This is a genomic window from Marinomonas epiphytica (assembly GCF_054780655.1).
Genome location: NZ_BAAGVX010000033.1, coordinates 1 through 26,758, shown reverse-complemented (window position 1 = coordinate 26,758; position 26,758 = coordinate 1). Strand labels below are relative to the sequence as shown.

The following is a 26,758-nucleotide window of genomic DNA, read 5'->3' as shown; positions in this document are numbered from 1 at the left end:
TTACTTAATGAAGTACAAAGTCAGAATCAAGCTCAGAGCTAATCAATTCACCTAACAAGGAGTTAGGGTAGGCATCTGTGATCACTACATCGGCAAATTTACCGATAAGCTGGGGATCAATGGCGCTGAAGTTTACAATGCGGTTGTTTTCGGTACGTCCCTGCAGTTGTCCTGGGTCTCTGGGCGAGTAACCACTAATGAGGATACGCTCTATATTGCCTACCATTGCTAAACTGATGTCATAGGCTTGTTGGCTGATTCGACGTTGTAGAATAGCTAGACGCTCTTTTTTCACCTCTTCAGGGGTGTCGTCTTCTAGGTTGGCCGCAGGTGTACCTGGTCGTTGGCTATAAACAAAGCTGAATGAATGATCAAAACCAATTTCTTTAATCAGATTCATGGTATCAATAAAGTCGTCATCGGTTTCACCTGGGAAACCTATGATGAAATCAGAGGACAAACTAATACCTGGGCGAGCTTCTTTAATTCGATTAATCTTATCAATATAGTATTGACGATCGTGGCCACGTTTCATATTGGCTAAAACCGTGTCGGCACCACTTTGAACGGGTAAGTGTAAATGGCTTACCAGTTTAGGTTCGGTTCTAAACGCCTCGATTAAACTGTCGGTAAATTCAACAGGGTGCGACGTGGTGAAACGAATTCTTTCAACGCCATCAATCAGTGCTACGGCGTGGATAATATCTGCTAGGTCAGCTTCATCACCCGACTCCGTCTCACCGCGGTAGGCGTTTACGTTTTGCCCTAGTAAATGGATCTCACGAACGCCTTGTTCTGCCAGTTGGGCAACTTCAGTAATAATGCTGTCGAATGGACGGCTGACTTCTTCACCTCGTGTGTAAGGTACAACACAGAAAGTACAGTATTTACTGCAACCTTCCATGACAGAAACAAATGCTTCTGCCCCTTCAACGCGCGGCGCAGGAAGGTGGTCAAACTTCTCAATCTCCGGAAAAGTGACGTCTGTGATCGGGATGTGTTGTGCCGCTGCGTTAACCATTTCTGGTAGCTTATGCAGGGTTTGAGGCCCAAAAATCATATCGACGTGCTTGGCACGCTTACGAATAGTATCGCCTTCTTGGCTGGCTACACAACCACCAACGCCAATCACAAGGTCGGGATTTTTCTGCTTTAGTTTTTTCCAACGACCCAGCTGATGAAATACTTTATCTTGTGCTTTCTCTCGAATGGAGCAGGTGTTTAAAAGTAGTACATCTGCTTCGTCTGCATTGTCAGTTATTTCCATCTCATGGCTTTCACCTAGTAAGTCGGCCATGCGTGATGAGTCATACTCATTCATCTGGCAGCCATGAGTTTGTATAAATAATTTCTTTGTCATTTAACTCTATTACCTAAAAAATTGTCTTTATGACTTTGGGGGTATTATATTTGGCTTTTCGTGTGAAGCCCAGACTTGTCTTTGTTAACCTGCCTTTTATCTAAAAAAAGTCTTAATTGGTGTTTTTAACCTGCAAGTCTGGAGCTTTGTTTGTTAAGCCGTCACAATAGGAGGCAAACGTTGTCTTCTGGCGAGTAAAAGGGATGTTCTGGTTTGCGTAGGTTTATTGTAATTTGGCTGATGTTAACTGCTAGTGTTGGAGCCTTTGCTGAGGAACCTGAATCCGCTAATTTTGAGTTTGGCTTAGGTTATGGGCTGTTAGAGCAAAAATCCTTGCTCAATATTGATTTTAAAATCAACATGACGCTAAGCGAGCATACGGCTACCCAAGTGTATCTGAACAGTAATTACTATATTACCGGTTCTGATAAAGACAGCTTTGCTCAATCTGAATTTGCTTCTAATTGGTTTTTGTTTAATGAATACGGTCGTGTCGGGCTAGGTTTGGGTGTCACAGAGCTGGAACCTAAAAATGAGCGCTTAGTGACCGAACGAAGTGTTACTGGGCGAGTTCTCTTAGATCTCTTTATTAAGGATTTTTCTGTCATGGCCAATTACACTTCAGCTGATCGTACCTTAAGCAATTTGGCAAGTACCAAGTTGGGGCTAGGTTACTACTGGACAGAAAATCACAGGTTGTCTGTTTTTAAAGAGCGCTTTGATGATAGGGAAGGGTGGCGAATTGAGAGTTATTTTCAGCCTGAGTCATTTCAGCAGCGAGCTAGTATTGGCTTAATAGGGCGTAAAGGAAATCGCTTTAGTTACTTTGGTATTGTTGGAGAGTATTACTTTGATCACGCCTACAGCTTGCAAGATCGTGATAGAGCATATCATTAAGGCACTTAAACCGGCCTTAGGTGCTCAATTTTCAACCATACAGATTCACTAACGGGCATGACGGATAAGCGGTTGCCTTTCCTTAATAAAGCAAAACCCTCTAGCTCTGGTTGTTGTTTGAGCTCCGCTAAGGTTAATACTTGCGGCCATTTCTCTTGAAACTCTATATCCACCATAAACCAACGGGGTGATTCCGGGGAAGATTTAGGGTCAAAGTAAGGCGAAGTGCTATCCCAACTGGTGTAGTCTGGATAAGCGGATTTAACAACTTCAGCTGTACCTGCTATTCCCACCTTTTTGCATCTGGAGTGATAAAACAGGATTAGGTCACCCACCGCCATCTGTTGCATAAAATTTCTTGCTTGGTAATTACGAACCCCATCCCAAGGTGATATTTTCATCCTTGCTAGGTCATCAATAGAGAAGGCGTCCGGTTCCGATTTCATCAACCAGTAATTTTTCATGGATATAATACTTGCCTTAGTATGCATTTTGTAAAAGAATGTAATTGTCTTTACTTTTAAACTAATGCAAAAAAAAAGAGCAAGCGCACTCAAGGAAGTTGGAGAGGGAGCTTGGTGAAGGTCGTGAGGGATTTATGACGTACATTGCTTGTAATGAATTTCTGGCTCTTGAAGCCGAATTGAAAAGTGACATGCTTGAGTCATTAGTTGATGCTCAGCAAGAGGTTGAGGCCGTCATTGTTCATATTAAACATAATGGCTTTTCAAAAGAGATACTAGACCAGCTCTTTCGCACGTTGCATAGTATCAAAGGCAATTGTGCAGTGTGTTTTTTAGATCCTTTTGTTGATGTTCTGCACTGTATGGAAGAAATTATTGATGCCATTCGGCAAGATCACATAAGTTACGATGACTGTTATGTTGAGTTGTCTAGCTTGGTGCTGGAACAGCTGGGTTTTGTGCTACAGCAAGTGCGCCACGAACAAGCTATAGACTCTTCTGTGTTGAGCCAAATTAAGCAAGGCTTGGATCACGTCTTCAAGCAAGATCAAGAATCAGTAAGGGTTGGGTATGCTCAACATTTACTGGGTTATCTGAAGGGAGATAGCCTTCAGGCTGTAAAGGTCCAAGAGCCTAGTTTGGATAAAGACAGTGACGTACGAAATCCAAGCTTAGATTCTTTCATTGCTTTGAGTTATAAGTTAAACCCTTTGCTTGGTTATACGCCCAAGCGCAATGAAAAACTGCTTCAACTAAGTTTGCTAATTAATACTTATTGTGATGAAAAAGCTTCTAGCTCACAATTGGCTGCCGCGGTTTATATGCATAATATGGGGCATGCGGTGGTGTTGAAAAAGCAAGTGGGCAGTCAGTCATACCCTGTTCATCTGTACCCTAAATTAGGGGCTGATATTTTGGCAAGGTATCCAGGCTTTCAGGAAGCGGCTGACATTGTTTTGTGTCATCAGGAGCGTTTTGATGGCACAGGATTTCCATTGGGAAAGAAAGGTGAAAGCATCCCCCAAGGGAGTTTTATTATTTCCATGTCACTCATTTTTATTGATATGGTGTGTGGTAAGCAAGGTAAAGAATATAGCCGTAGTGCCTTGCACGCTGTTAAGGCCATTAATCTAGAAAGAGGTAAGGCATTTCCTCCTTATTTAATTGATCGATTTAACCGAGCAATCAAGCAATTGCTGGTTCATAAGGCAGGAGACGAGCTTAGTAACGCGTAAATGCATAAAAATAAACTGCCCTTAGTGTATCACCCTCATTACAGCATTCCATTTCCCCAAGGGCATCGTTTTCCGATGGCAAAGTTTGCTCTACTTGCGTGCCATTTAAAAGAATTAGGAATACTCACCTCAGAAAACGAGTATCGACCTGGCCCCTTGTCTCTTAGCGTGCTAATGCAGGCTCACGATAAAAATTATGTATCACGTTTTATTCGCGGCCAGCTGACTGAGCAAGAACAAAAAGATATTGGGCTTCCTTGGTCTGAATGGCTTGTTGAGCGGACACTGCGTGCTGTCTCCGGTACTATTTTAACCAGCGAATTAGCATTGCAGCATGGTTTGGCGTGTCATCTTGCTGGAGGCACGCACCATGCGCATCCTTCCCATGGCGCGGGTTTCTGTATTTTTAATGATTTGGCGGTGGCTGCGTTGGCTTTGGTAAATTCGGGTAAAGCCAAGAAGGTGCTGATTCTTGATTGCGATGTGCATCAAGGGGACGGCACTTGCGCTTTTTTTGCTGACAACCAATACATAATCCCTGTGTCTTGGCATTGCGAGGAAAACTATCCAAGTATTAAGCAAGCAAGTGGGATAAACATACCCGTCCCTAAAGGGACCAATGATCAAGATTATTTAGCTCTGTTAAAGAAAACCTTGCCTAATCTATTGCAAGAGCATAAGCCTGATTTTGTTTTTTATGACGCTGGTGTGGATGTGCATGAAGACGACAGGTTGGGCTATTTAGAGCTGACTGATCTAGGTGTATTTGAGCGAGATCAATATGTAATTGAGACTGTCATGTCATACAAAGCTCCAATAGCCTGTGTAATTGGTGGGGGCTATGATAGGCAAGAGCTTAACGTTGCGAAACGACACTCCCTTTTACATCAGGCCGCTCATGCTGTGTGGCAAAAGCGTTATAGTTAATGGTTGTCATAATAAATGAGGCCAGCTCTGGGTAAGCTGGCCTCATTTATTAAACCGTAAACTTATCGGTAATCTTCTTGATCAGCGAAGATTGTTGTTTAAGGTTGTTCATTTGTTCTGCCGTTTTGTTTGTATCGTTACCAATGGCTTCGGCTAGGTGAGCAATGCCGGAAACGTTTTTGGAAATGCTGTTGGCAACATCAGATTGCTCGTTTGCTGAGTTGGCGACTTCCACATTCATACTAGTGAGTGACTTAATTGACTCCGTGCTCGAAGCGATGATGCTATTAATTCTGGCCATCGCTTGATTTACTTCTTCCCGTTGCGAGATAGAGCTTTGCATATCATCGATAGTCTGTGATGCACTGGCTTGAAGCTTATCTAGAATGTCTTTGATTTCTATGGTGCTTTCTTGGCTGCGCTGAGCTAAGCCTCGTACCTCGTCGGCAACAACGGCAAAACCTCGTCCTTGCTCACCAGCACGTGCTGCTTCAATGGCAGCATTTAGAGCAAGTAAATTGGTTTGCTCAGAGATACTTTGTATCACACCAAGGGCAAGGTTAATTTCTTCGACATTTTCACCCACTAAAAGCACAGAGCTTTCTACTTTTTCTAGGGTGGTGCTTAAGTGTGTTAGTTGTTCACTGGAAAGTTGTACTTGGTTAACGACTTCTTGTATCTCAGTTTCAGTGTCTTGGGCGGTTTGCTTTGTAATTTGAGCATTGTGGGCAATTTCAATAGAGTTGGATGCCATTTCTTCGATTGCAGCCGCGACCATGTTGGTTTCATCAATTTGCTTGCTCGCAACTTGAGCGAGTTGGTCTTTTTGATTGTTAGCGACTTCTGAGATAGTGTGGAGGTCGTTGCTTGATGATTTTAATGCGCGGATGTCATCAGCCATTGAGCCAATAAAGGTGTTAAAGCCGACAGCGATGTTATTTAGAATATCAATTTTGTTAGAAGGTAAGGTGGTGGTTAGGTCGCCTTGACCTTTTGCAAGTAAGTTCACCGAACCTTGCAGTGATTGCAACGGTTTAAGAATGCTCCGGATTGAAATCAAAACAGTTGGAATGAGTACGGCAAGTACAATTAGGCAGATTATAAGATCTCCCATTAAGCTTTCGCTTTGAATTTCGCCAATTGATTGGTCAATGCGAGAAATAACTTGTTTGGTGCTATCAATGTAGAATCCTGTGCCCACAACAAGGTCCCATTTATCAATATAAAGCCCGTATCCGTACTTTTCTGAGGCTTGAGTTTCACCAGGTTTAGGAAAAAAGAAGGTGCTATAGCCATCTCCTTTCACTGCGCTATTGATGATGTCTTGAATAAATAGGTTGCCTGCTTTGTCTTTAGCAGCCCAAAAGTTTCCACCTAAAGGGGCGCCAGCACCATGCATTAATCGTACGCCTTGGGTGTCATAAACATAAAGGTAGCCTTGTCCCTGATCAAAGCGCACCTCATTGAGAATGTTAAGTGCTTCTTCCATGCCTTCCTTGTTAGGTAGAGCAAGTTCTTTAGCGACCAGGCTCATTGAGGTATCTATTACTGATTTTAAACGCTTCTGTTCAATTTCAATAGTGGCATCAGAAATGACGCTTGACACCCCTTGGCTAACTTGAGATACGGTGCTGGTTTGTACCAATGCACTAATGACCGCAATGATCAAAAACGGTAAAAAGGTTAATAAATAAATTCGAATGGTTAGGGATTTAAACATGGTATGTCGCCTTTTATCCTTTTAGGTGATCCTGATTCGCTGGGGCTTGTCTGTATAGAACATTATTGAAAAACACTTTTTGAGTGTATCTCATTAGGGATTTTTTGAGCCCAAGAATTATAAAGAAATGTAAAGAATATGTCTTTGTATTAAACAATCCTGAAATGCTTCGGCTTAAAAAGGGCAGGGAGCGACAAAAGCGAGCCAAGCTTTAGTGAAAGGGTGGCGGAACTCCAGTCGATAGGCATGTAGCAGCAGCCTTTGGTCTGCTTCACTGTAATCTGGGTCGTAAAATTCATCGCCAATAATAGAGTGACCGATACTTTGCATGTGTACGCGCAGTTGATGGGAGCGACCTGTGTAAGGGGTGAGTCGAACACGGGTAATGTTGCCCTCATAGGCAATGGGTTCCCAAAAAGTGATAGAGTCTTTACTCCATTCATCAGTGCAGACGATTTGTCTCGGTCGATTAGGCCAGTCACAGCGCATCGGTTTTCGCACTTCACCTCGCTGTCCTAATAATTTACCGCGCAACAAGGCGCGGTATTCTTTTTTGACTTCACGCTCACGAAAATGCGCATACATACGCTTTTGGCATTCATGGGTTTTTGCCACCAGAATCAGCCCTGATGTGGCTTCGTCCAATCGGTGGATGGCGTAGGCTTCGCCAAACTCTTGCTCAGCACGATACAAGATTGAATCTTGTTTGTCTGGGCCGCGACCGGGCACAGACAAACAATTCGCTGGTTTGTTGATCACAACAAACCAGTCGTCTTCATAGAGTATCTCTAGCGTCCCACTGGGTGCTCGTTTATGTGATGGCGTAGGCACGAGTGGTTATTCCGGCTTCGTAGTGAGAATGATGCGGATCGCATCCAAGCGGATTTGATGCTCATCAATGCGCACTAAGCCTTCTTGCATATTTGTTTCTAAGCGTTCAATGTCAGCTTCTGTGATCGCAGAGTTGAAGGTTTTAAGTTCACTTAGGCGTTCAATTTCACTTTGACAACGATGCTGATAAGACGATTTCGCAGCTTGTACTATCGGGCGAGCTTGGTCTTGAGCATTCAGTTGGTGAGCTTGTAGTACCTCGATCAAATTCTTGCGCAAGGCTGCTACCCATTGTTCGGCCACACGATTAGGGACGCCCTTAAGTTTTTCTGCCCATTTTTCAGGGGTAAATTGTTGGTGTAAAAACTTACCATTTGAATCTGACAGTTGCCACATAGGTGTCATAGGTAGAGATTGGGCCAATTTCAGCCTTGGGTGTGCCGCAGCCTCAATAACAAACATGCTTTCCACTAATACAGTTCCTTCGGGAAGGGCTGAGATAGGTAGAATCGCAGAGGTGAGTTTGCCTGAATCAAAGCCTTGAACTTCGTCCATTAGCATGGTGATTAAAGGATGTTCCCAAGTCGCAAAGGCGACGTCTTCGCGCTGACTCGCTTGGCGTCTGTCAAGCATCAGCATTTTACCTTCTTCTTCAACCCCGGGCAGAGCTTCTAGCATCATGTCGCTGGAAGGGCGGATAAACCAAGCAGCTTTATGCTCGTCGTCTGAAATGCAATCCGCATAAATATTGAAAGCATGAGTGACTTGTTCAATGTAATGATGCAGTCCTTGAGTAGCTTCTTGGTTGATTTGTGTGATCAACTGTTGTGCTTTATCTGGGCGACAAGAGCTCATTTCTAGGAGACGGTTACGGCCCTCATCCATTTGCTTCAAGAGCGCTTCATGGTAAAGGTTGGCTTCTTCAAGCAAGGTTTGATCATCATCTTGACCATGTAAATAAGCGTGTAGACTCTCGCGAAAGGCTTCTTCTACCTTATCGCCAGCGCCAGTGGTGCGACAAAAAGCATTCAGTCCATCGTGATACCAATGGAATAGGCGTTGCTGCACGCTGCCCTGCAAGTAGGGGACATGGATTTGCACATCGTTAATTTGGCCAAGTCGGTCAAGTCGACCAATGCGTTGCTCAAGTAAATCAGGGTGTTCTGGTAGGTCATACATTACTAGGTGATGACTGAACTGGAAGTTACGGCCTTCGCTACCAATTTCAGAACAAACAAGAATTTGTGCGCCTTCTTCATCTGCAAAATAAGCCGCTGCACGATCACGATGAATGAGCGGCATTCTTTCATGGAAATCGGCACTTTGAAAGCCAGCAAAAGTCAGTTGATCATTTAGCCATTGGGCCATATCAGCAGTATGGCAAATCACTAAGACTTTATTGGCTTGGCATTCTAAAAACTCTTTAAGCCAGAACCAGCGTGGATCTTGCTCCCAGTTTCCTTCTTGAACTTCCGCTTCAGGTAATACATGGTGACTAGCAGATGCGAAAATTTCATTGTTATCAAGAGGGTAGCTGTGTAAATGCCTGTTTGGAAAACCGCCCACCGCAGCTCGAGTGTTACGGAACATCTCACGACCAGTACCGTGGCGGTCAATGAGCCAGCTGATGGCCTCGCTTGCCGCTTGTTGTAACTCTTCGGAATGATCACTTTGCAAGTTGTGATACCAATCTTTCCCTTTGACTTCGTCTAAATAGCAGTTGAACAGTGTTGCCCAGTCCTGTTTAGTTGAGTGGCTTTGATCGTCTGTGAACGGCAATAAATGCTCAGCCAGTTCAGCAGCCTGTTTAAACTCAAGTTGCTGAGCTTGATAGCGTTCAAAATCATGGTAATGGTCTGGGTCAATGAGCTGTAAACGGGAGAAGTGTTCTCTCTCTCCTGTTTGCTCAGGCGTAGCACTAAGAAGTAACAAGGACTCGCTGGCACTGGCTAATTTGGCCACAACTTGGTAGCCAATGCTTGGTGTATCTGGGTTCCAGCTTAAGTGATGGGCTTCGTCAACGATCACCATATCCCAAGACGCTTCTAGCATGTGACGGGTAGCATGAGGGTGCTGGCTGGCCCAATCGATTGGTGCGATGACAAAAGGCTGTTGTTCAAATGGGTTGTCATCTCCTTCCATGAAATCTTCATAAACAGTGTCGTTTATCAAGGTGAAAGGTTGATGGAAGCGGCGCAACATTTCCACCAGCCATTGGTGTTGAAGGTTGGTAGGAGTAAGAATTAAAGCGCGCTTACTTAAACCATTGAGCAACCTATGGTGCAAGATTAAGCCGGCTTCTAAGGTTTTACCCATGCCCACCTCATCACACAGTAGGGCTCTGGCTTTAGGGCGGTTAGCAATGTCGTGGGCTAGGTATATTTGATGAGGCAGTAGTTCAGCCTTAAGTCCCATAAGACCACGAACTTCACTTGCCGCATGTGATGCCTGGTGCTCTAACGTATGTCTACGTAAGTCGAACCACATTCTACGTGCAGGGGATAATGCTAAAATAGAGTCTAACTCGTTTTTGTCGTTACGAGGAAACTGAATAATAGACTCTTCAAGCCAGTCATCGTCTTCGCTGATGCGGTATTCGATGAGGCCTGCAATTTCTTCAACTTCCAATACTTGGTAAGTTGCCTCGTCGTAGTGGAGTTGGTCTCCGACGGTTAATGTACGTCTTACTAAGCTAGTTTGTGTGTTAGCGTATTGTCTATCTGTTTCTGTATCAGGAAAGTGCAGGGTGAAAGACTTACCCTGAGTTTCAATAATAATGCCGACTCCCAAATCGGGTTCGTTCCGGCTGCTCCATCGTTGTCCTGTGGTATACATGTTATTCATTGTCCGCTTGTATTATGGTTAAGCTACCTTGGCAGAGGTTTGTTAAACTTGTTTTATGTTCGGGCCAAGTGCGTTCGATAACAGCAAGATCTAAGATAATGCTGTCACTGTATTCTTTGTGGGTTATTTCAATGTCACTCTGTTCGAGCCAATACTCCACCTTACCTAATAAAGAGTAGGCAATTTTTATTTGAATGGCAGTACGAGGGTAAATATTTTCAAATTTAACTTGGCTTAATGCTTCCTGCACCGCTTGGCTATAGGCTCTAACTAGCCCTCCCGCCCCGAGTTTTATGCCCCCGAAGTAGCGTGTGACCACCACACAGGTTTCTCCAAAACCCGAATGCTGAAGTACATTAAGCATGGGCTTTCCGGCGGTACCTTTTGGCTCTCCGTCGTCGCTTTGATCCCATAAATGAGCGTTGTTAGGCACACCAGCCACAAAAGCCCAGCAGTTGTGATTGGCGTCGGGGTATTGTTGTTTCATTTGTTCGATAAAAGCTTTTGCCTGTTCACGGCCTTGGGTGCGTGCCACATGGGTTATAAATTGGCTGTTCTTAATCTCTAGATCAAAGCGTTGAGTGTGTGTTGGGCTTAGATAATAATCCATGTAAACTGGTAACTTTCTTCTAGAGTGATTGATTTCACTAATAAAAATGGGTTTTGAAACTATGATAGATTGGCAATGGCAAGCTGTTTATGTGTTATCAGGTTTTGCTTTTGGTGCGCTATTACTGGCCATCATAGCGGCCTTTATTGTACAGGCTATACGCCGTAAGTGGCACCTTGCAGAGCAAAAAATGCAGCAAGAAATGGAGCAATTGCAGCAAGTTGTTCAATCTGTAAACCAGCACAAGCATGAACTGGAGAAAGAAGTGCTGATTTTAGAGCAGCAGTTTTCCTCAGCCCAGCAAGTTTGGCAAGAAAAAGAGTCCTTATATCAGACGCAAAAACGCCAGAATGAGGCCGAGTTTAAGCAACTTGCTCAAGAAATATTGGCTCAGCAAGGAGCGCGCTTAGCACAAGAAAATGAGCGTCAACTAGGTAGTTTGTTAACACCGCTAGGAAGCCAAATTCAGAAATTCCAAGAAAGTGTAGAGAAAAGCTACCAAGAGGAAGCGCGAGAACGGTTTTCGTTGGTGAAGGAGATTAAAGGGTTACAGCAGCTAAACCAAAAAATAAGTGACGATGCCCTTAATCTAACCCAGGCTTTAAAGGGGCAAAATAAGCTACAAGGTGGCTGGGGAGAAGTTATTCTAGAGCGGATTTTAGAGCGCTCTGGGCTCACGAAAGGGCAGGAATATCAGGTGCAAGAAGCCTATCAAACAGAAGCGGGTCGCCGCCTTCAGCCTGATGTGGTTATCCAATTACCTGAAGGAAAACAAGTCATTGTTGACTCAAAAATGGTGCTGGTGAGCTACCTGGCTTATATGGAGGCGCAAACAGAAGAGGATAAGTCACGAGCCTTAAAGCAACACCTTGATGCAGTCCGGCGTCATATGAAAGACCTGAGCGCTAAGGCTTACCATGACATACCGGGCGTGACTTCGTTGGATTTTGTACTCCTGTTTATACCAATAGAAGCGGCGTTCGGTCTGGCCTTACAAGCTGATAATGGGCTCTTTAGTGAAGCATTTGAGCATAATATTATTATTGTTGGACCATCTAACTTGTTGGCTACCTTGCGTACTATTCAGAATATTTGGCGCAATGAAAAACAAAGTCAAAATGCCATTGAGATAGCCCGCCAAGCAGGGGCTATGTACGATAAGTTTGCGGGCTTTGTGCAGGATATGGATGACATTGGCAATAAGTTAGATGCGGTTAATCGTACTCATGAGGCCGCAGTTAAGAAGCTAACAGTCGGGCGGGGTAACTTAATGGCCCGGGCAGAGAAACTTAAGTTAATGGGGGCGAAAACGAATAAAAGTTTGCCCCCTTCGCACCTTGAAAATGCCCTAGATAAAGACCCAGAATAGAATGTTATATCTGGCCTTTAATGCGCCAGAATACATCGACTTGGCTAATATAGTGGGCACTTTGTAGGTCCGTTTGTATGGCGTATGTGGCCTGTTTGATACTGAGGGAAGATGGCAGCTGTTCAGGGTCTGCAATGAGTTCTACATAAAGCTGTTTACCAAGATAGTGCAATTTGGTCATAGGTAAATCTAGATAACCATTGTGTAGCCTTAACAGAAAACCAAAGTCGGCTAGAACCTGGTCTCTTGTTGGAAGCTTAAGGTGATCAGGCTTGCTGGTGGATTGTTCTTGTCCAATAGAATCTTTTTGGATTCTATCATCGGTATCCACATGTATCATCACGTCTGCCACTTGGGGGTGGGCGTGTTTGATGGTGTAAGACACAAGGTCGCTTAAATAGTGCCCTTCACTCACACTGCCGTGGCTGGGAACGTGAATGTGCATGTCTAAATAAATTTTTCCCGCCATCGAGCGAGCCCTTACATCGTGGGGGGCGGCGACGTTTTTTAAACTGTTGGCGGTTTCTTTGATCTGTTCGATCAGTTCTGGGTCAGGGGCCGTGTCCACTAATTCTGCTAGGTTGTCCCACATCATGCTGATTGCCATTTTACCTATAAGCAAAGCCACAACAAGAGAGGCTAGGGTGTCTGCCCAGCTGACACCAAAATATACCCCTATTAAGCCTATTAATACGGCGATAGAGGATAAAGCATCCGTCCTGCTGTGCCAGGCGTTAGCAATAAGTAGCGGGCTACTGATTTTTTCACCAGCTCTTTTGGTGTAATGGAAAAGGCCTTCTTTCACTAAGATAGTCAGCACCAAAGCAAAGGTGCCATACCAGGTGAACTGAGCTTCACTGTCTGAGGTAATGGCGTCATAACCAATGCCTAGCGCGACTAGAATGAGCACCATGCCTAATAGAACAGTGGTTAAGGTCTCAAACCTTAAATGCCCGTAAGGGTGGTTTTTATCGGGCCCTTGGCGAGCATTGTTTGCCGCGATATAAACAAACACATCCGTCACCAGGTCTGAAAGGGAGTGAATGCCATCAGCGATTAGGGCTTGTGAATGAGAGGCGTAACCCGCTAAGATCTTAGCCAGACCCAATGCTGCATCGGCACCAGCGCCGACTAAAGTAACACGTTGGGCGATCTGTTGCTCTTGCTTTAAGTCTGGCATGTTCTTTCCATTTAGGGCTAGTTATGTTGACTTGTGTTGATTTCAAACCAGAGGGCGTAACTGGCAAATAACTCTCTAAGCGTTAATGACATGAGGGCAAAATTAGCGTCCATATCCGATAAACCACCACCTTGCGAGTCGTTGAAGGCTGAGTCTTTTAGGGTGTCGTCGAACTTTATTTTGCGCAGTGTCAGGTCTTCATGGAGTACAAAGCTGATTTTGTCAGCCCAGCGCAATGCTAAATTCTTAACAGTCATGCCATCCGCCAGGTGGCGGGTAACATCTTCTGATAGTGGCTCTAACGATTTAAAACGGATTTTGGCTTTGTCTTCAGAGCCATCTTGGATTTCACATTCATCACCGGTCTCTAAGCTGGCTGGAACTTCGTTGTTAACCAGCCATTCCGTCATCAAAGCGCCTGGGGAAACCTGTGCTTGCAGCGGCGTCATTTGAAAGCTGCCTAAGGTTGTTTGCAGATGCTTGAAAAGGGCCTCTGTCATGCTGGCGTTAGTGCTATTGAGCACCATGATTTTTGCTTCTAGATCAAGATAAGCCCAAATGTCGGTGCGCTTAGAAAAGGCCTTAGGGCGGAGTGTGAAAACCAATTCGTCTTTAAGATCGCTTTTTTCTTTACGACCGACCTTGCGACCTTCTACCAATTCGATTTCAGCAATTTTGCTTTCCAGTTCTTCTCGTACTACGGCGGAAGGCAGTACTTTCTCTTCCTTACCAGCACGAAGCAGTATGCAACGGTTGTTTATTAAACTCCATTGCTCGCTGTTACGTATTAAGGGGAGCCAACCAAAAGAAAATTCATCTTGGGAACCACATTCTTTTAGTGGGTATTTCGCCAAGCTATCTACTAATAAGTTGGTATCCAGAGATTCTGTATCTTTAAGCTGAAATATTTGCGCGTTAGTAAACCACATGATTAGGTTCTCACTGCTTCTTTAAAGTGTTTTCGGCATACCGAAATGTATCGATCATTGCCGCCAATTTCGACTTGAGCGCCTTCTTTAACCGGTTCGCCTTGGCTATCTAAACGAATGACCATAGTGGCTTTGCTACCACAATGGCATACTGTTTTGAGTTCGATGAGCTTGTCTGACAAGGCCAGCAATGCTTGACTACCAGCAAACAGCTCACCTTGGAAGTCCGTTCGAATGCCAAAGGCTAATACGGGAATATTCAGTTGATCGACCACTTCGGATAAGTCGTAAACCTGCTGCTTGGTTAAGAACTGAGCCTCGTCGAGCAAAATGCAATGAACCGGATTGTTGGCTTGCTCTGCTTTTACCATGGCTAGAATATTTGTGTCAGCATTAAATAAGCTGGCCGGAGCATGAATGCCAATACGAGAGGTAATTTGCCCTTGTCCATAACGATCGTCTAAGGCAGCAGTCATCAATAAGGTGTTCATACCGCGCTCTTGATAGTTGTGGGCAGATTGCAATAAGACAGTAGACTTGCCCGCATTCATGGCAGAATAATAAAAATAAAGTTTAGCCATAGCTTAAAAGCTGCTCATAGTAGAAATGAAAGCGCTAGATTATAACAAAGTGGCGTTTTTTTGCGGTGCCGTTTTCGTGTTTTTACGATCTTTTTTTAGCCGTTGTTTGGAGAAGGCTAAGGCAACTTGCATAGTGACCCATTGAGCTCGCTTTATGTCCTGTTGCTCGCATAGCATATCAAGTTTATCGAGTGTTTCTTGATCCACTAGTAACTCAAGCCTACGTAGGCCCAGTGCTTTTTCTTTCTCTCGTTGTAGTCTTTTATTACGCTTTAATTGATCTTTTCTTGGTAAGGATTGACTGCGAGGGCGCCCAACTGGGCGATTAAATAGATCTATTGTGTTTCTGTCTGAGGACGCTTTAGCCATGAAAACTTTCTTACTGATAAATGAAAAACTGGCAGTATAGAGAATACTGCCAGTTAATGAATGCTTATTGTGCTTTTTCTTGTTCCAAGTGCTGGTTAGTGGCAATGAAGTCTAACAAGATCTCAGCCGCTTCTTTAGAGTAAACCAGTTTATCGGTTGGCTCTATGTCATCAACGGAGTCAATCGGTTCAAGATCCAATGCCGCCCGGCGTGTGTTTTCTCGGTCAAGCTCTTGTTGTTCTAACTGCTCTTGTTCAGCACGGCGAACTTGTTCGTTTAAGGATAAGTTTTTATAACGTTCAGCTTGTTCACTAAAAGATTGAATTTGTCCTTCTAAGGCGATGAAATCCGGATCTTTCTCCATGCGAGCTTGGTGGCGTGGCTCTAAAATTGGAAGATAGGCTGGAATGTCCCAATACACTGGGTAACGAGTTTCATGTATCTTATCCCAGACCAGAGGGTTCTCTAACGCGCTTTCGCCGACTTCATCTTTGTCTATGGCGGATGGAAAACTGATGTCAGGAACCACTCCTTTATGCTGGGTACTTTCACCTGAAACTCGATAAAATTTTGCCTGAGTGATTTTTAATTGGCCTTTGTCTACAGGTTGCAGTACTTGCACTGTACCCTTACCAAAGGTTTGGTCTCCTAAAATCAAAGCTCGACCATAATCTTGCAATGCTCCCGCGACAATTTCAGACGCAGAGGCGCTCATACGGTTGGTTAGGACCGCCATAGGGCCGCTGTATACAATACTGCTGTCACGGTCACCTAAAGGTGTTACTCGGCCACTTTGATCTCGAATTTGCACAGTAGGGCCAGCCGGGATAAACAGTCCAGTAAGACTGTTCGCTTCTTGAAGTGAGCCACCACCGTTATTTCTCAAGTCCAATATGAGGGCAACGATCCCTTCTTCACGCAGTTCCTCAATGAGGCGTTTGGTATCTCTGGTGGAGCTTTTGTAGTCTTTATCGCCTGCTTGTAAAGCGGCAAAGTCTGAATAGAAGGTAGGCAGTTCAATGACGCCAATCTTATAGGTTTCTCCACCACGCTCTACTTCTACAATTTCTTTTTTGGCGGATTGGTCTTCTAATTTTACTTTTTCACGAACGATCTCGATGGTCTTTTTGGTCTGACTGGAGCCCTTGCTAGGGATGATGTCTAAATTGACAGTGGTGCCGCGTTCGCCTCGTATCATGTCCACAACGTCGTCAAGGCGCATACCAATAACATTAACAGGCTCTTTACCCTCTTGGCCGACACCAACGATCTTATCATTAGGCGCTAACATGCCTTGCTTGTCGGCTGGGCCACCTGGAATCAGACGTACCACTTTGGTGTAATCGTCTTCCATTTGTAATACAGCACCAATGCCTTCTAGGGAAAGACTCATATTAATATTAAAGGTTTCCGATGCCCGTGGAGCAAAATAGGTGGTATGGGGGTCAATGGCTGCCGCAATAGCATTAACAAAGGTTTGGTATACGTCTACGGCATTGGTTTGATGAATTCGTTTTAGCTGATTTTTGAAACGACTGGTAAGGACTTTTTCTATCTCTTCGTCGGTATCGCCGTTAAGCTTTAAAACAATGGCTCTATTTTTTAAACGCTTGCGCCAGTTATCGTCTAGCTCTTCTTGAGTTTGAGCCCACTGTCTTGAGTCAGGGTCAAGGTTAATGGTTTCATCTCGGCTAAAGTCTAGGCTGTCTAGTAGTTCAGGTAGGTGGCTTTCGATGTTTTCGAGCCGAGTTTCTACTCGTTCTAAATAAAGATTGTAAATGGTATAGGCTATTTCGCTATTGCCGCTGCGCAATGCGTCATCGAGCTTCTCTTTGTATTGAGAAAGATTGTCAATGTCACTTTGCAAGAAAAAGCTCTTAGTAGGATCTAACGAGTCGATATAATAATCAAAAGCCTGTATAGAAATGGCATCATCAATTAGAGGCTTGTTGTAATGAATGCCTTCTAGCATCTCAACAACTTCTTTCGATACATCGGCGTATTCAGCATCAGGGTGTAATTCTTGAAAAGCAGAGGCGGGAGTTGTTAGAAAAAAATAGCCTGATACAAGATAAATAAATAGACGTTTATACTTCATCCGTTAAGGGTTCTCTTGGTCTGTGAATCAATCATAGGTAAAATCATATTAGACACAGCGGCTGATAGCTAGCAGAACTGACAAGAAAGTCATGTTTTTTAAATAAATTGACAATAAGGGTACTATGGATAACTCAAGCTTTAATAAAGGTTTACTGTCCTTTTTACAAAACTCTCCTACGCCTTTTCATGCAACTAAGAGCATGAGTGAAGCCTTGTTAGCAGCAGGCTATATGGAGCTGTTTGAACAAGATGATTGGGTGATCGAAGAAGGTGGCAAGTATTTTGTTACTCGTAACGCCTCATCCATTATTGCTTTCACTACGCCGCAACTTCAGTTTAGCCAAACTGGCATGCGCATGATTGGTGCTCATACGGACAGCCCGTGCTTAAAACTCAAACCTAATGCGAGTGTCAGTCGTTTTGGTTATCAACAATTAGGTGTGGAAGTGTACGGTGGTGTGTTGTTACACACTTGGTTGGATCGTGATTTATCCTTAGCAGGACGAGTAACCTATAAAACACAAAAAGGGAGCGTAAGCAGTCGTCTAATCGATTTTAAAGCGCCCATAGCGGTGATTCCTAATTTGGCTATTCATTTGAATCGCGGCGTTAATGATGGCTTCTCGGTCAATCCGCAAGAAGAAATATTGCCAATCATCAGTGGTGCCAATGATCAATTCGAATTGCACGAGTTATTGGCTAAGCAATTATTAACGGAATACCCAGAGTTAGAATTGGATAAAGTTTTGGACTTTGAAATCAGCCTTTACGATACCCAACCACCCGCTCTGGTTGGTTTAAATGAGGAATATTTGTGCTCGGCGCGTTTAGATAACCTGCTAAGCTGCTATGTTGGTCTACAAGCTTTATTAGATGCTCCGGCTGAGCGACCAAGCCTGCTGATTTGTACAGACCACGAAGAAATCGGCAGTTTATCTGCTTGTGGTGCCAATGGCCCATTTTTAGATGATGTTTTACGCCGTCTTTGCCCTAATCCCGAGCAATATGTGCAAATGGTACAAAAGTCTATGCTGGTCTCGGCAGACAATGCTCATGCCTTGCATCCAAATTACGCATCTAAACACGATAAATTGCATGCTCCAACGATCAACCAAGGAGCGGTTATTAAGGTCAATGCAAACCAGCGCTACGCAACCAACAGCGAAACAGCCAGTATTTATCGAGATATTGCCGCCGAAGAAAACTATCAGGTACAGTGTTTTGTGGTTCGAAGTGATATGGGCTGTGGTAGTACGATTGGACCTATTACGTCGGGTGAAATTGGGGTGCCGACAATTGATATAGGTTTGCCAACGTTTGCTATGCACTCAATAAGAGAATTAGCAGGAAGTGAAGATGCGTTTGGACTTTATAAAGTCCTGAAACGCTTTACGCAGAGGGCGCAACTCATTGCTCACTAAAAGCATGGATTAGCCTAACTAAGTCTAAAACAAAATAGCCACTTCAAAGAAGTGGCTATTTTTTTAGTGAAGAACTAAGGGTTAATTGCTAGCGACTAACCATTGATCTAGATCTTTGATTTCCGCTTCGGTTAACTCGCCAATCGCTTCAAGTAAGCTAAGACGCTGTACTAAGAAGTTGTAGCGCAAGGTTTCGTAGGTATTTTGCGCATCATACAGATTAGACTGGGCGTCGAGCAGCTCTACTAGGTTGCGTGTTCCAACATCATATCCGGCTTTGGTCGCTTCTAGAGCACTGTTACGGGATTCAATTAATTGCTGCTGAGCGGCAATTTGGGCAACGGATGTTTGTAGGTCAAGGTAGAGGGAACGAACATTCAATTCAATTGCTTGTAAGGCGCTCGCTCTTTGCTCCTTGGCTGAGGTTGCGGAAGCCGTCGCTTGACGAACCGATGCGTCAATCGCACCACCACTGTAGAGAGGAATGCTAACACCTAAGGCAATGGATGCGTAATTAGTATCGCCATCTGTCCCTGTGCGACTTGGGCTGTAATCGTAATTGGTTCTTGATAGGGAACCCGTTAAGGCCACTGTGGGGGTGCGACCGCTGGCTTTTTGAATGTTAATGTTGTTCTCAGCGCTCTTCACGGCAACATCTAAAACCTGTAAGTCTTTGTTGTTACGTTGTGCTTTGTTAAGCAAAGACTCAATTGTCATGTTTGGATCAAGTTGAATAGGGAAGTTATCAGCGAGCTCAGGAATGCTGCTGATGACCTTACCTGTGCGCTGATAAAGGGCTTGCTGAGCGTAGGCCACATCAGATTGGGCGCTGAGCTCTGTCACTCGTACTGCATCATATTCAGCTTGGGTGTCTTGTAAATCGGTAATGGAAGCTAGACCAACTTCGTATTGTTTCTTAGCACGGTCAAGTTGGCTTGCGGTGGCTTTAACTTGCGCTTGAGTCGTTTTTAATGTGGCTTGAGCTGTGAGTAAGGCAAAGTACTCCGTTAGTGTTGTGAGTGCTAAATCTTCTTCTGTGTTTTCGTAATCAATGAAGGCGCTCTCAGAGATTAGCTCCACGGCGTCAACTGCATAGTTAAGAGCGGGGGAATAGATCGGATAATCCATATCAAGAGATAGGGAATTAGAGACACCAGTGTCGTCTACTGCAGGACTATCCGTTTTGTCATAGCCTAAGCTTCCAGAAAAGGTAATGCTAGGGTAGAGGTTGCCCTTAGAAACATTAACGCCTTCTTTCTCCGCTTCAAGTGTAGCAGCAGCAGCTCTAAGCCCTGGGTCGTTTGCTTTAGCTAGTTTGTATACGTCGTATAAGCCTTCTGCTAGAGAAGCGCTACTGCCTAGTACAGCGGAAGCCGAAACTAGTGATGCGATAATATGCTTTTTCATGGATAGTTGTCTGCTCTCAGTATGAATTAAAGTTATAATACCCTGAAGTCGGGGTACACGGCACTAATTAACCAGCTATATCTGTTATGATTATTGACAATATCATAACCCAGATTGTCTTTATTTGACCCTTTCTAGAGCTGGGGTGAAGGGGTTTCCACATTTTTTCATTTTTATTGCTCTAGCTCGATTTTATAACGTACTCGTTTTACCTCATTTGCCTTTAAAGTTCCCTCGAGATTGAGACTGTTTGCGGTCTGCTTTTTAACCTCTTGTTTTGCTATCAGTTGTTTAATAACCCCTTGAGTTTGCTGAGTTAGGGCATAGTGCTGAGGTTGGTCAGAAAGGTTAGTCAACTCTAGTTCCCAAGTTTGTGTACTGGGCAGTCGATTTGAACTGCTGTCGACTAAGGTTAATGTGCCTTTTATGTCTTGGCTTTTAGCTGTTTGAATTTCAATGGATTGGCCTTGGCGCGCATGCGATAACACATTGTGGTTAGCTGGTAGCAGTAGTGTTCCCCTGCGCCAAAAAGTTTGATACTCGCCAGGCATGGTGTCTTCTATAAGGCTGACAGTTAAATAACTATTAAAAGGAATTGGCTGTTTATAGCCTCTTTGTCCATAGGCTGGTAAACGAGCTCTATGTTGTCTATCCGTGATTGGATTTTGGCTGGTTCGTAATGGGTAGACTAGGTCGCTGAAAGCTGCAAGCGTGAGCTTACTGGTTTCCAACGAATAGCTGATTTCATTATTTGAATATTGTATCGGACTCATGTCTGCTGCTGATTCAAGGGCTAGTTTACGCGATACGGGTCGAATCGGATTGTCATGAGACAAATGTAATATTCCTTGGTCAATCATAATGTTTTTGTCTGAATTATTATGAAGTAGTGCGTTTTGATAGATGGTGACCGTATCCTCTTGAATGATTAAGCGTAATTGTGGTGACCAACTAAGTTGATTAGTTTGGTAATAAACTTGCTCCGGGAAGTGGCCATAAGAAGATGACTGATGTTTATTTTGACTGCCCTCAAGAGGTAAAAGATAAAAGTCCGCGATTGGCAGCTGCATGGTGCCCAGTTCAGTTTGTAGAGAGAACTGCGCTAATTGGTTGTCAACATGGATGAGTTTCCCTAGGTAGCTTATGTCACCTTGCTTGTGGTCAACTTTGACCTTCTGTAACAAAGCCTCTAACCAAGGACGATAAGGAGTATCTTGTGGTAGGCTTATGGCAGTATGCTGGGCTGACAAAGAAGCTAAACTGGCTGGGATAGGCTTTAATTGTGGGCCTGTTTGACTGACTGTTTGTTCAAAAATGGTGCTGCTGTTTAGGCCAATGACAGCCTGCAAGGGGGCCGCAAAAGCTGGTGCGGTAATACTTAGGGCGAATAATGCGATAAAGTGAGTAGGTTTCATATGTCATCCTTACATCTGAGAATAGTGGGTGTCCAATATGACTTCATTAAATAACAAATCATTGTGATAAATGTAAGGGTAATACGTGGAAAAAAAACTACTGATTGTAGACGGCTTAAATTTAATTCGTCGTCTATATGCTGCCTTGCAGTCAGAACAAGACTCGGAAAGAAGAATTGAGCGCACGCAAAGCATTACCATTGAAGCCCTTGCCAAGTTGTCTACGCAGTTCTCTCCAAGCTATGCGGTAGTGGTATTTGATTCCAGCGGGTTGACTTGGCGTCATGAACTTTATCCTGAATATAAATTGGGGCGAGTTCCCATGGATGATGTGTTGCTTGACTCCCTAGAAGCATTTGCCAAACAGTTTCGTTTTAATGGCTTTCCCTGTCTGCGTATGGCTGGCTGGGAAGCCGATGATTTAATAGCGACCTTAGCGGTCAAAGCGGCCAGTAATGGAGTGAAAGCTTATGTTGTGTCTACAGATAAGGGCTTTACCCAGTTGTTACATAACCCCTTGATATTACAGTATGATTATTTTGCAAAGCTTGGTTATGACAACGCTTGGGTGCCAGGAAAATACGGTGTTCAAGCGGAGCAGCTAAATGATTATTGGGCGTTAGTTGGGGACACCACGAATCGTATTCCTGGTGTTAAAGGAATTGGACCTAAAACCGCCGTCGATATTATGCAACAACATTCAACCATTGAGGGTATTTATGGTCACTTAACTGACTTTCCTGAGCGTTTGCAAAAATTGCTTAATGGCGGTCAGCAACAAGCTCTGCAGTCGCGCCACCTTGTCACGCTAAGAACAGATGTAGAACTTGGGATTAAACTGTCACAACTTAGGTACCAAGCAAAATAACAAGGCGGATAATATAGGACTAATAAAGCTTAAAAGAATGCCTTATCCCCTTACTCCTAATCAGAGAGACGTCTATAATACCCACCAATTGTAAAACGGATAGATGAGAGAAATATGTCTGAGGTAAGAACACGAATCGCACCATCTCCAACGGGTGACCCCCACGTCGGAACAGCTTACATTGCCTTATTTAACATGGCGTTTGCGCGTAAAATGGGCGGTAAGTTTATTCTACGAATTGAAGATACCGACCAAACTCGTAGTACTCCAGAATCTGAAAAAATGATTTTAGATGCATTGCGTTGGTTAGGGCTAGATTGGGCAGAGGGCCCAGATGTCGGTGGTGAATATGGGCCTTACCGTCAAAGCGAGCGGGGTGACATTTATGCTCAATACGCTAAAGAACTTGTTGAAAAAGGACATGCTTTCTACGCTTTTGAAACACCAGAAGAATTGGATCAAATGCGTGCTGAGCAAAAAGAGCAAGGTTTGCCTCAAAAGTATGATGGACGCGCATTAAAATTAACTGATGATGAAGTACAAGCAAAGCTTGCTGCTAATGAGCCTTATGTAATTCGAATGAAAGTGCCTGAAGAAGGTGTCTGTGTTGTACAAGACATGCTACGCGGCACAATAGAAATCGATTGGGCTCAAGTGGATATGCAGGTTCTGCTTAAAGCTGATGGTATGCCAACTTACCATCTAGCGAATGTGGTCGATGATCACCTCATGAAGATCACCCATGTTATCCGCGGAGAAGAATGGATCAACTCAGCGCCTAAGCACATTCTGCTGTATCAATACTTCGGCTGGGATATGCCAACTTTATGTCACATGCCGTTGTTGCGTAATCCAGATAAATCCAAGCTGTCTAAGCGTAAAAACCCAACTAGTATTCTGTACTATCAGCGTATGGGATACATGTCAGAAGCGGTAATTAACTACCTTGGTCGTATGGGCTGGTCTATGCCGGATGAACGTGAAAAGTTCTCCCTAGACGAAATGATTGAACACTTTGATATCCAACGAGTTTCTCTTGGCGGGCCTGTGTTCGATGTTGAGAAGCTTAGCTGGCTTAATGGCATGTGGATTCGTGAGAATCTTAGCCCTGAAAGCTTTGCGCAAAAATACGTTGAATGGGCTCTTAACCCTGAATACCTAATGCAGATTTTGCCTTTGGTTATGCCACGAGTGGAAACTTTTTCCGATGTAGCTGATGTGGCGGGTTTCTTCTTGAAGGGGATGTTGCCAATTACTAAAGAGGATTTCTCATCGGTAAAAATGGAAGAAGAGACATTGCGTAAGGCTATGCAGTTTTCTTTGTGGCGTTTAGAAGCACTTAATCAGTGGAATAAAGACGCCATATTTGCAGAGCTTAAAGCCCTAGCGCAGGCAATGGAAATTAAGCCGAAGGACTTCTTTGCACCTTTGTTTGTCGCTATATCTGGAAGCAGTGCGTCTGTCTCAGTGTTTGATGCAATGGCTATTTTGGGGTCTGATATTTCTCGAGCAAGGTTACGTGTAGCGGTTAACGTATTAGGTGGGCCTTCTAAAAAAGAAGCGAAGCGCTGGGAAAAAGAATACCAAACCTTGTAACCCTGGGTTCTATAGAAAAAACCGCCTCATATGGCGGTTTTTTTAGCCTACTATTTTTCACAGCTTAGCTGCTGGTCTTGAAAATACGAGTCTTGCGGTCCAACTCATCTACCTGGTTATGAATGAGGTTGGTATTTCTGGCAATGCTTTCAATGTTTAAGTTGTCAGTTTTCAATTGCTGGGCAATTTTATCCATGTCTTCACTCATATGAGCTGCCGTTTTTGCGACTTCTTGTATGGAGCGGGCCATATCAATGGAAGAGGTTGAACTTGTGTGGGCATTACGTTCTATATCTTTTATGGCAAGCTCAGCTTTTTCGCTGAATTGCTCTATATTGTGTAGGCTATCTTGTCCTTCTTTCATGGTCGCGATGGCTGATTGAGTCGACGTTTGAATGGTGTCAACGATATGTGTGATTTTGCTGGTGGCATCAACGGTTTTTTCAGCCAAAGAACGAACTTCATCTGCAACAACCGAAAAACCTCTACCCGCTTCCCCTGCACGAGCCGCTTCAATGGCAGCATTTAAAGCCAAAAGATTGGTTTGATTGGCTAAATCATTGATCATGCCAATCACATTATCGATGTCTTTTGATAGTTGCCCAAGGGTGTCTAATTGCTGACCTGTTTTGGTCACAATGTTGATGGTATCTGCCAAGCTCGTTAACGTGCTGTTAATCGTTTGTGCACCCACTCTGGCCGATTCATAAGTGTTTTGGGATTGCTGACTAAGCTCTTCCGTTGTATTGGATATACTACTGATTGTAACTGAAATTTCCTCTGTTGCCGTGGCGATAGAGGTGGTTTGCTCGCTTGCGGCCCGATTGTTATCGGCAATATTTCCTACGGACTGATTTAGCTCGGTTACCATTTTATTGGCTTCTTTCGAGGTATGGACTACGTCGCTTATTACGGACCCAAGTCCTTGGGTCATTTCATTGACCGAAGTACATAAAGAGTCAAATTCGTCATTACGCTTTTGATTAACCATCAAGAGTGCCGTGAGATCGCCACTTTTAACTTTATTGAGGTCATGAATGATTTGAGCCAGTGTACTATTTACACTTTTACCGACCCAAAGCATGTTTAAAGCCACCAAAATCGCGACCAAAATACTGCCTGTAATTAAGCTAATACTAGCTTGCTCAGAGTGTGCTTGAGCTTGCGATCGAGCATTGCCGATAATCTTTTGCATCAACTCGGAGGCAAGGATGCGGTTGTTTTTTAAAGCTTCTTTTTGCGTATAAAAACGTTCAGTCGCGACGCTTAAAGCTTGGTTAGCCTTATTGAACTGCTGTACGCTTTGTTGATATTCATCTAATAAAGGGCCAAATTTGTCTTCTAAACGAAAAGCGGTAACTTGTTTATAAAAAGTTTCGAAGCTGGCTTCAAAAGCTTGGAAGTGGTCACTAGTCGGTTCGAAAAGATATTTTTTTTCTGCTTCTCTTAAAGGAGCGAAGCCTTCTTTGATAAAAGACAGGATAGCAATTTGTTCCGTCACCTGGTTACTAAGTTGTGCAATCAGGCCTTTAAGACCTGAGTCGTTGTTAAAACCAATAATGCTCGTCTGATCAATGAGTTCGATCAGTGAATTGTTGTATTGCTGGACGTTTTCCTCAACTTGTTTGGTGGCCTCAATGACTTCAGGGCTCTGGCTAGCATGGCTGGAATGGACTAGATCAGTTAACAGTTTATTGTTAGTGGATAAAAGCTCGTTTTCAAATGTTTCCTTGTTTGCATCGTTTATTTGATTAAGGCTTTCATAGCTTTCAACCATGTATAGGGTCAGGTTAGTTAGATTTTTATCTACTTCACTGAGAGTTTGAAATTTCTCAAAAGCGCTGTTTTGGCTATTCAGCCCCTTGAAAGCAATTAAGCTAACGACGATAAAGCCAATGATGGATGAGCACAGAATCAGTAGAAGCTTGGCTCGAAAGCTGAGGTTTTTTAGCATGTTAGACCTTAAAACACTAAATATAATGATGAATGTAGTGTTTTGTAAGCAAAATCTATACCAGTACTTATAAGAGTGCTTTTTCTGAATATAAGAAGGAGTGAACTAAATTTTACATGCTTATTATGTGTCTTGATGAATTTTACAGGTCATTCATTGTAAAAGCATATTAAAACTGCACTAGATTGAAGCAAAAGCATTTTAGAATGAACATTAAAAAGCCCTTCACCTAATTAGATGAAGGGCTTTTTAGTGATGGGGTAGAGGGCTTACTTGGTTGTAAAGACGTTGGTTTTACTGTCTAAACTGCTTACCTGATCATGGATATGGCGAGTGTTGCCTTCAATACTGTTAATACTGCTATTATCGTTTTGAAGCTGCTGAGCAATTTTATCCATTTCTTCGCTCATGTGAATGGCTGTTTTTGCTACTTCTTGAATTGAACGGGCCATTTCTACAGAAGAGGAAGAGCTAGTCTGTGCATTTTGTTCAATTTCTTGGATAGCAAGGTCAGCTTTTTCACTATACTCTTCAATATTTTGTAAGCTTTCTTGGCCTTCTTTCATGGTGCTGATTGCTGTTTGGGTTGAAGTTTGGATAGTGCTAACGATGTCGGTGATTTTGCCTGTTGCATCCACCGTTTTCTCTGCTAATGAACGAACTTCGTCTGCAACAACTGAG

The 26,758-nt window shown here is 43.7% G+C and carries 22 protein-coding genes; 7 read left to right on the top strand and 15 right to left on the bottom strand.

Annotation, left to right across the window (positions count from 1 at the left end; genetic code table 11):
- Positions 1-4: 4 nt before the first annotated feature.
- Positions 5-1,360: a tRNA (N6-isopentenyl adenosine(37)-C2)-methylthiotransferase MiaB gene (gene miaB / locus ACYVGZ_RS10360; RefSeq protein ID WP_460754955.1), complete on the bottom strand. Its 1,356-nt coding sequence runs from the start codon at positions 1,358-1,360 to the stop codon at positions 5-7.
- Between the two features lie 213 nt (positions 1,361-1,573).
- On the opposite strand from miaB, the gene ACYVGZ_RS10355 reads away from it, so the two are divergent.
- A complete protein-coding gene (locus ACYVGZ_RS10355; protein ID WP_460754953.1) occupies positions 1,574-2,257 on the top strand; it encodes a hypothetical protein in 684 nt (227 codons plus the stop codon).
- Positions 2,258-2,262: 5 nt separating this feature from the next.
- Here the strand turns inward: ACYVGZ_RS10355 and ACYVGZ_RS10350 are convergent, their stop codons facing one another.
- A complete protein-coding gene (locus ACYVGZ_RS10350) occupies positions 2,263-2,721 on the bottom strand; it encodes an EVE domain-containing protein (protein ID WP_460754950.1) in 459 nt (152 codons plus the stop codon).
- 134 nt (positions 2,722-2,855) lie between these two features.
- Between ACYVGZ_RS10350 and ACYVGZ_RS10345 the strand changes: the two genes are divergently transcribed.
- Together ACYVGZ_RS10345 and ACYVGZ_RS10340 are read left to right on the top strand one after the other, a co-directional pair.
- Positions 2,856-3,956 carry an HD-GYP domain-containing protein gene (locus ACYVGZ_RS10345; RefSeq protein WP_460754947.1) on the top strand — a complete coding sequence of 367 codons (1,101 nt, stop codon included), beginning with the start codon at positions 2,856-2,858 and terminating at the stop codon, positions 3,954-3,956.
- Entirely contained in the window at positions 3,957-4,883 is a 927-nt protein-coding gene (locus ACYVGZ_RS10340; RefSeq protein WP_460754945.1) for a histone deacetylase family protein, read from the top strand. It abuts the gene before it with no gap.
- 49 nt (positions 4,884-4,932) lie between these two features.
- On the opposite strand, the gene ACYVGZ_RS10335 is transcribed toward ACYVGZ_RS10340, so the two are convergent.
- From ACYVGZ_RS10335 to ACYVGZ_RS10320, 4 genes are all read right to left on the bottom strand, one after another.
- A complete protein-coding gene (locus tag ACYVGZ_RS10335) occupies positions 4,933-6,603 on the bottom strand; it encodes a methyl-accepting chemotaxis protein (RefSeq protein ID WP_460754942.1) in 1,671 nt (556 codons plus the stop codon).
- Between the two features lie 174 nt (positions 6,604-6,777).
- Complete coding sequence (locus tag ACYVGZ_RS10330; RefSeq protein WP_460754939.1) at positions 6,778-7,434, bottom strand: RluA family pseudouridine synthase; 657 nt, start codon at positions 7,432-7,434, stop codon at positions 6,778-6,780.
- Positions 7,435-7,440: 6 nt separating this feature from the next.
- On the bottom strand, positions 7,441-10,278 hold the full coding sequence (rapA, locus tag ACYVGZ_RS10325; RefSeq protein ID WP_460754937.1) for an RNA polymerase-associated protein RapA: 2,838 nt from the start codon (positions 10,276-10,278) through the stop codon (positions 7,441-7,443).
- The gene (locus ACYVGZ_RS10320; RefSeq protein ID WP_460754934.1) at positions 10,271-10,888 is read right to left on the bottom strand and encodes a YigZ family protein; all 618 of its coding nucleotides are present in this window, start codon (positions 10,886-10,888) and stop codon (positions 10,271-10,273) included. Before ACYVGZ_RS10320 ends, rapA begins: the two co-directional genes overlap by 8 nt.
- A gap of 61 nt (positions 10,889-10,949) precedes the next feature.
- Here ACYVGZ_RS10320 and ACYVGZ_RS10315 point away from each other — a divergent pair, with 61 nt between their 5' ends.
- Positions 10,950-12,257, top strand: coding sequence for a DNA recombination protein RmuC (locus tag ACYVGZ_RS10315; protein ID WP_460754931.1), 1,308 nt, complete (start codon positions 10,950-10,952; stop codon positions 12,255-12,257).
- Positions 12,258-12,261: 4 nt separating this feature from the next.
- Here the strand turns inward: ACYVGZ_RS10315 and ACYVGZ_RS10310 are convergent, their stop codons facing one another.
- The 5 genes from ACYVGZ_RS10310 to ACYVGZ_RS10290 all read right to left on the bottom strand — a co-directional run bounded on the left by ACYVGZ_RS10310 (position 12,262) and on the right by ACYVGZ_RS10290 (position 17,414).
- A complete protein-coding gene (locus ACYVGZ_RS10310; RefSeq protein WP_460754928.1) occupies positions 12,262-13,437 on the bottom strand; it encodes a cation diffusion facilitator family transporter in 1,176 nt (391 codons plus the stop codon).
- A 17-nt stretch (positions 13,438-13,454) separates the two neighbouring features.
- Positions 13,455-14,366 carry a recombination-associated protein RdgC gene (locus ACYVGZ_RS10305; protein ID WP_460754926.1) on the bottom strand — a complete coding sequence of 304 codons (912 nt, stop codon included), beginning with the start codon at positions 14,364-14,366 and terminating at the stop codon, positions 13,455-13,457.
- A gap of 2 nt (positions 14,367-14,368) precedes the next feature.
- Positions 14,369-14,947 (bottom strand): thymidine kinase, encoded by a 579-nt coding sequence (locus ACYVGZ_RS10300; protein ID WP_460754923.1) that lies wholly within the window; start codon positions 14,945-14,947, stop codon positions 14,369-14,371.
- 39 nt (positions 14,948-14,986) lie between these two features.
- Positions 14,987-15,316, bottom strand: coding sequence for a LexA regulated protein (ybfE, locus tag ACYVGZ_RS10295; protein WP_460754921.1), 330 nt, complete (start codon positions 15,314-15,316; stop codon positions 14,987-14,989).
- A gap of 64 nt (positions 15,317-15,380) precedes the next feature.
- Entirely contained in the window at positions 15,381-17,414 is a 2,034-nt protein-coding gene (locus ACYVGZ_RS10290) for a carboxy terminal-processing peptidase (protein WP_460754918.1), read from the bottom strand.
- Between the two features lie 124 nt (positions 17,415-17,538).
- On the opposite strand from ACYVGZ_RS10290, the gene ACYVGZ_RS10285 reads away from it, so the two are divergent.
- Complete coding sequence (locus ACYVGZ_RS10285) at positions 17,539-18,837, top strand: M18 family aminopeptidase (RefSeq protein ID WP_460754915.1); 1,299 nt, start codon at positions 17,539-17,541, stop codon at positions 18,835-18,837.
- 81 nt (positions 18,838-18,918) lie between these two features.
- Here the strand turns inward: ACYVGZ_RS10285 and ACYVGZ_RS10280 are convergent, their stop codons facing one another.
- Together ACYVGZ_RS10280 and ACYVGZ_RS10275 are read right to left on the bottom strand one after the other, a co-directional pair.
- Positions 18,919-20,244 carry a TolC family outer membrane protein gene (locus tag ACYVGZ_RS10280; RefSeq protein ID WP_460754912.1) on the bottom strand — a complete coding sequence of 442 codons (1,326 nt, stop codon included), beginning with the start codon at positions 20,242-20,244 and terminating at the stop codon, positions 18,919-18,921.
- Between the two features lie 173 nt (positions 20,245-20,417).
- Entirely contained in the window at positions 20,418-21,659 is a 1,242-nt protein-coding gene (locus ACYVGZ_RS10275; RefSeq protein WP_460754908.1) for a hypothetical protein, read from the bottom strand.
- Positions 21,660-21,744: 85 nt separating this feature from the next.
- On the opposite strand from ACYVGZ_RS10275, the gene xni reads away from it, so the two are divergent.
- A complete protein-coding gene (gene xni / locus ACYVGZ_RS10270; RefSeq protein WP_460754906.1) occupies positions 21,745-22,527 on the top strand; it encodes a flap endonuclease Xni in 783 nt (260 codons plus the stop codon).
- Positions 22,528-22,641: 114 nt separating this feature from the next.
- Entirely contained in the window at positions 22,642-24,123 is a 1,482-nt protein-coding gene (gene gltX / locus ACYVGZ_RS10265; protein ID WP_460754903.1) for a glutamate--tRNA ligase, read from the top strand.
- 64 nt (positions 24,124-24,187) lie between these two features.
- Here the strand turns inward: gltX and ACYVGZ_RS10260 are convergent, their stop codons facing one another.
- Together ACYVGZ_RS10260 and ACYVGZ_RS10255 are read right to left on the bottom strand one after the other, a co-directional pair.
- Positions 24,188-26,077, bottom strand: a complete 1,890-nt coding sequence (locus ACYVGZ_RS10260) for a methyl-accepting chemotaxis protein (protein WP_460754900.1) — start codon at positions 26,075-26,077, stop codon at positions 24,188-24,190.
- Between the two features lie 269 nt (positions 26,078-26,346).
- Positions 26,347-26,758: methyl-accepting chemotaxis protein (locus tag ACYVGZ_RS10255; protein WP_460753758.1), on the bottom strand; the 412-nt coding region annotated here is incomplete at its 5' end.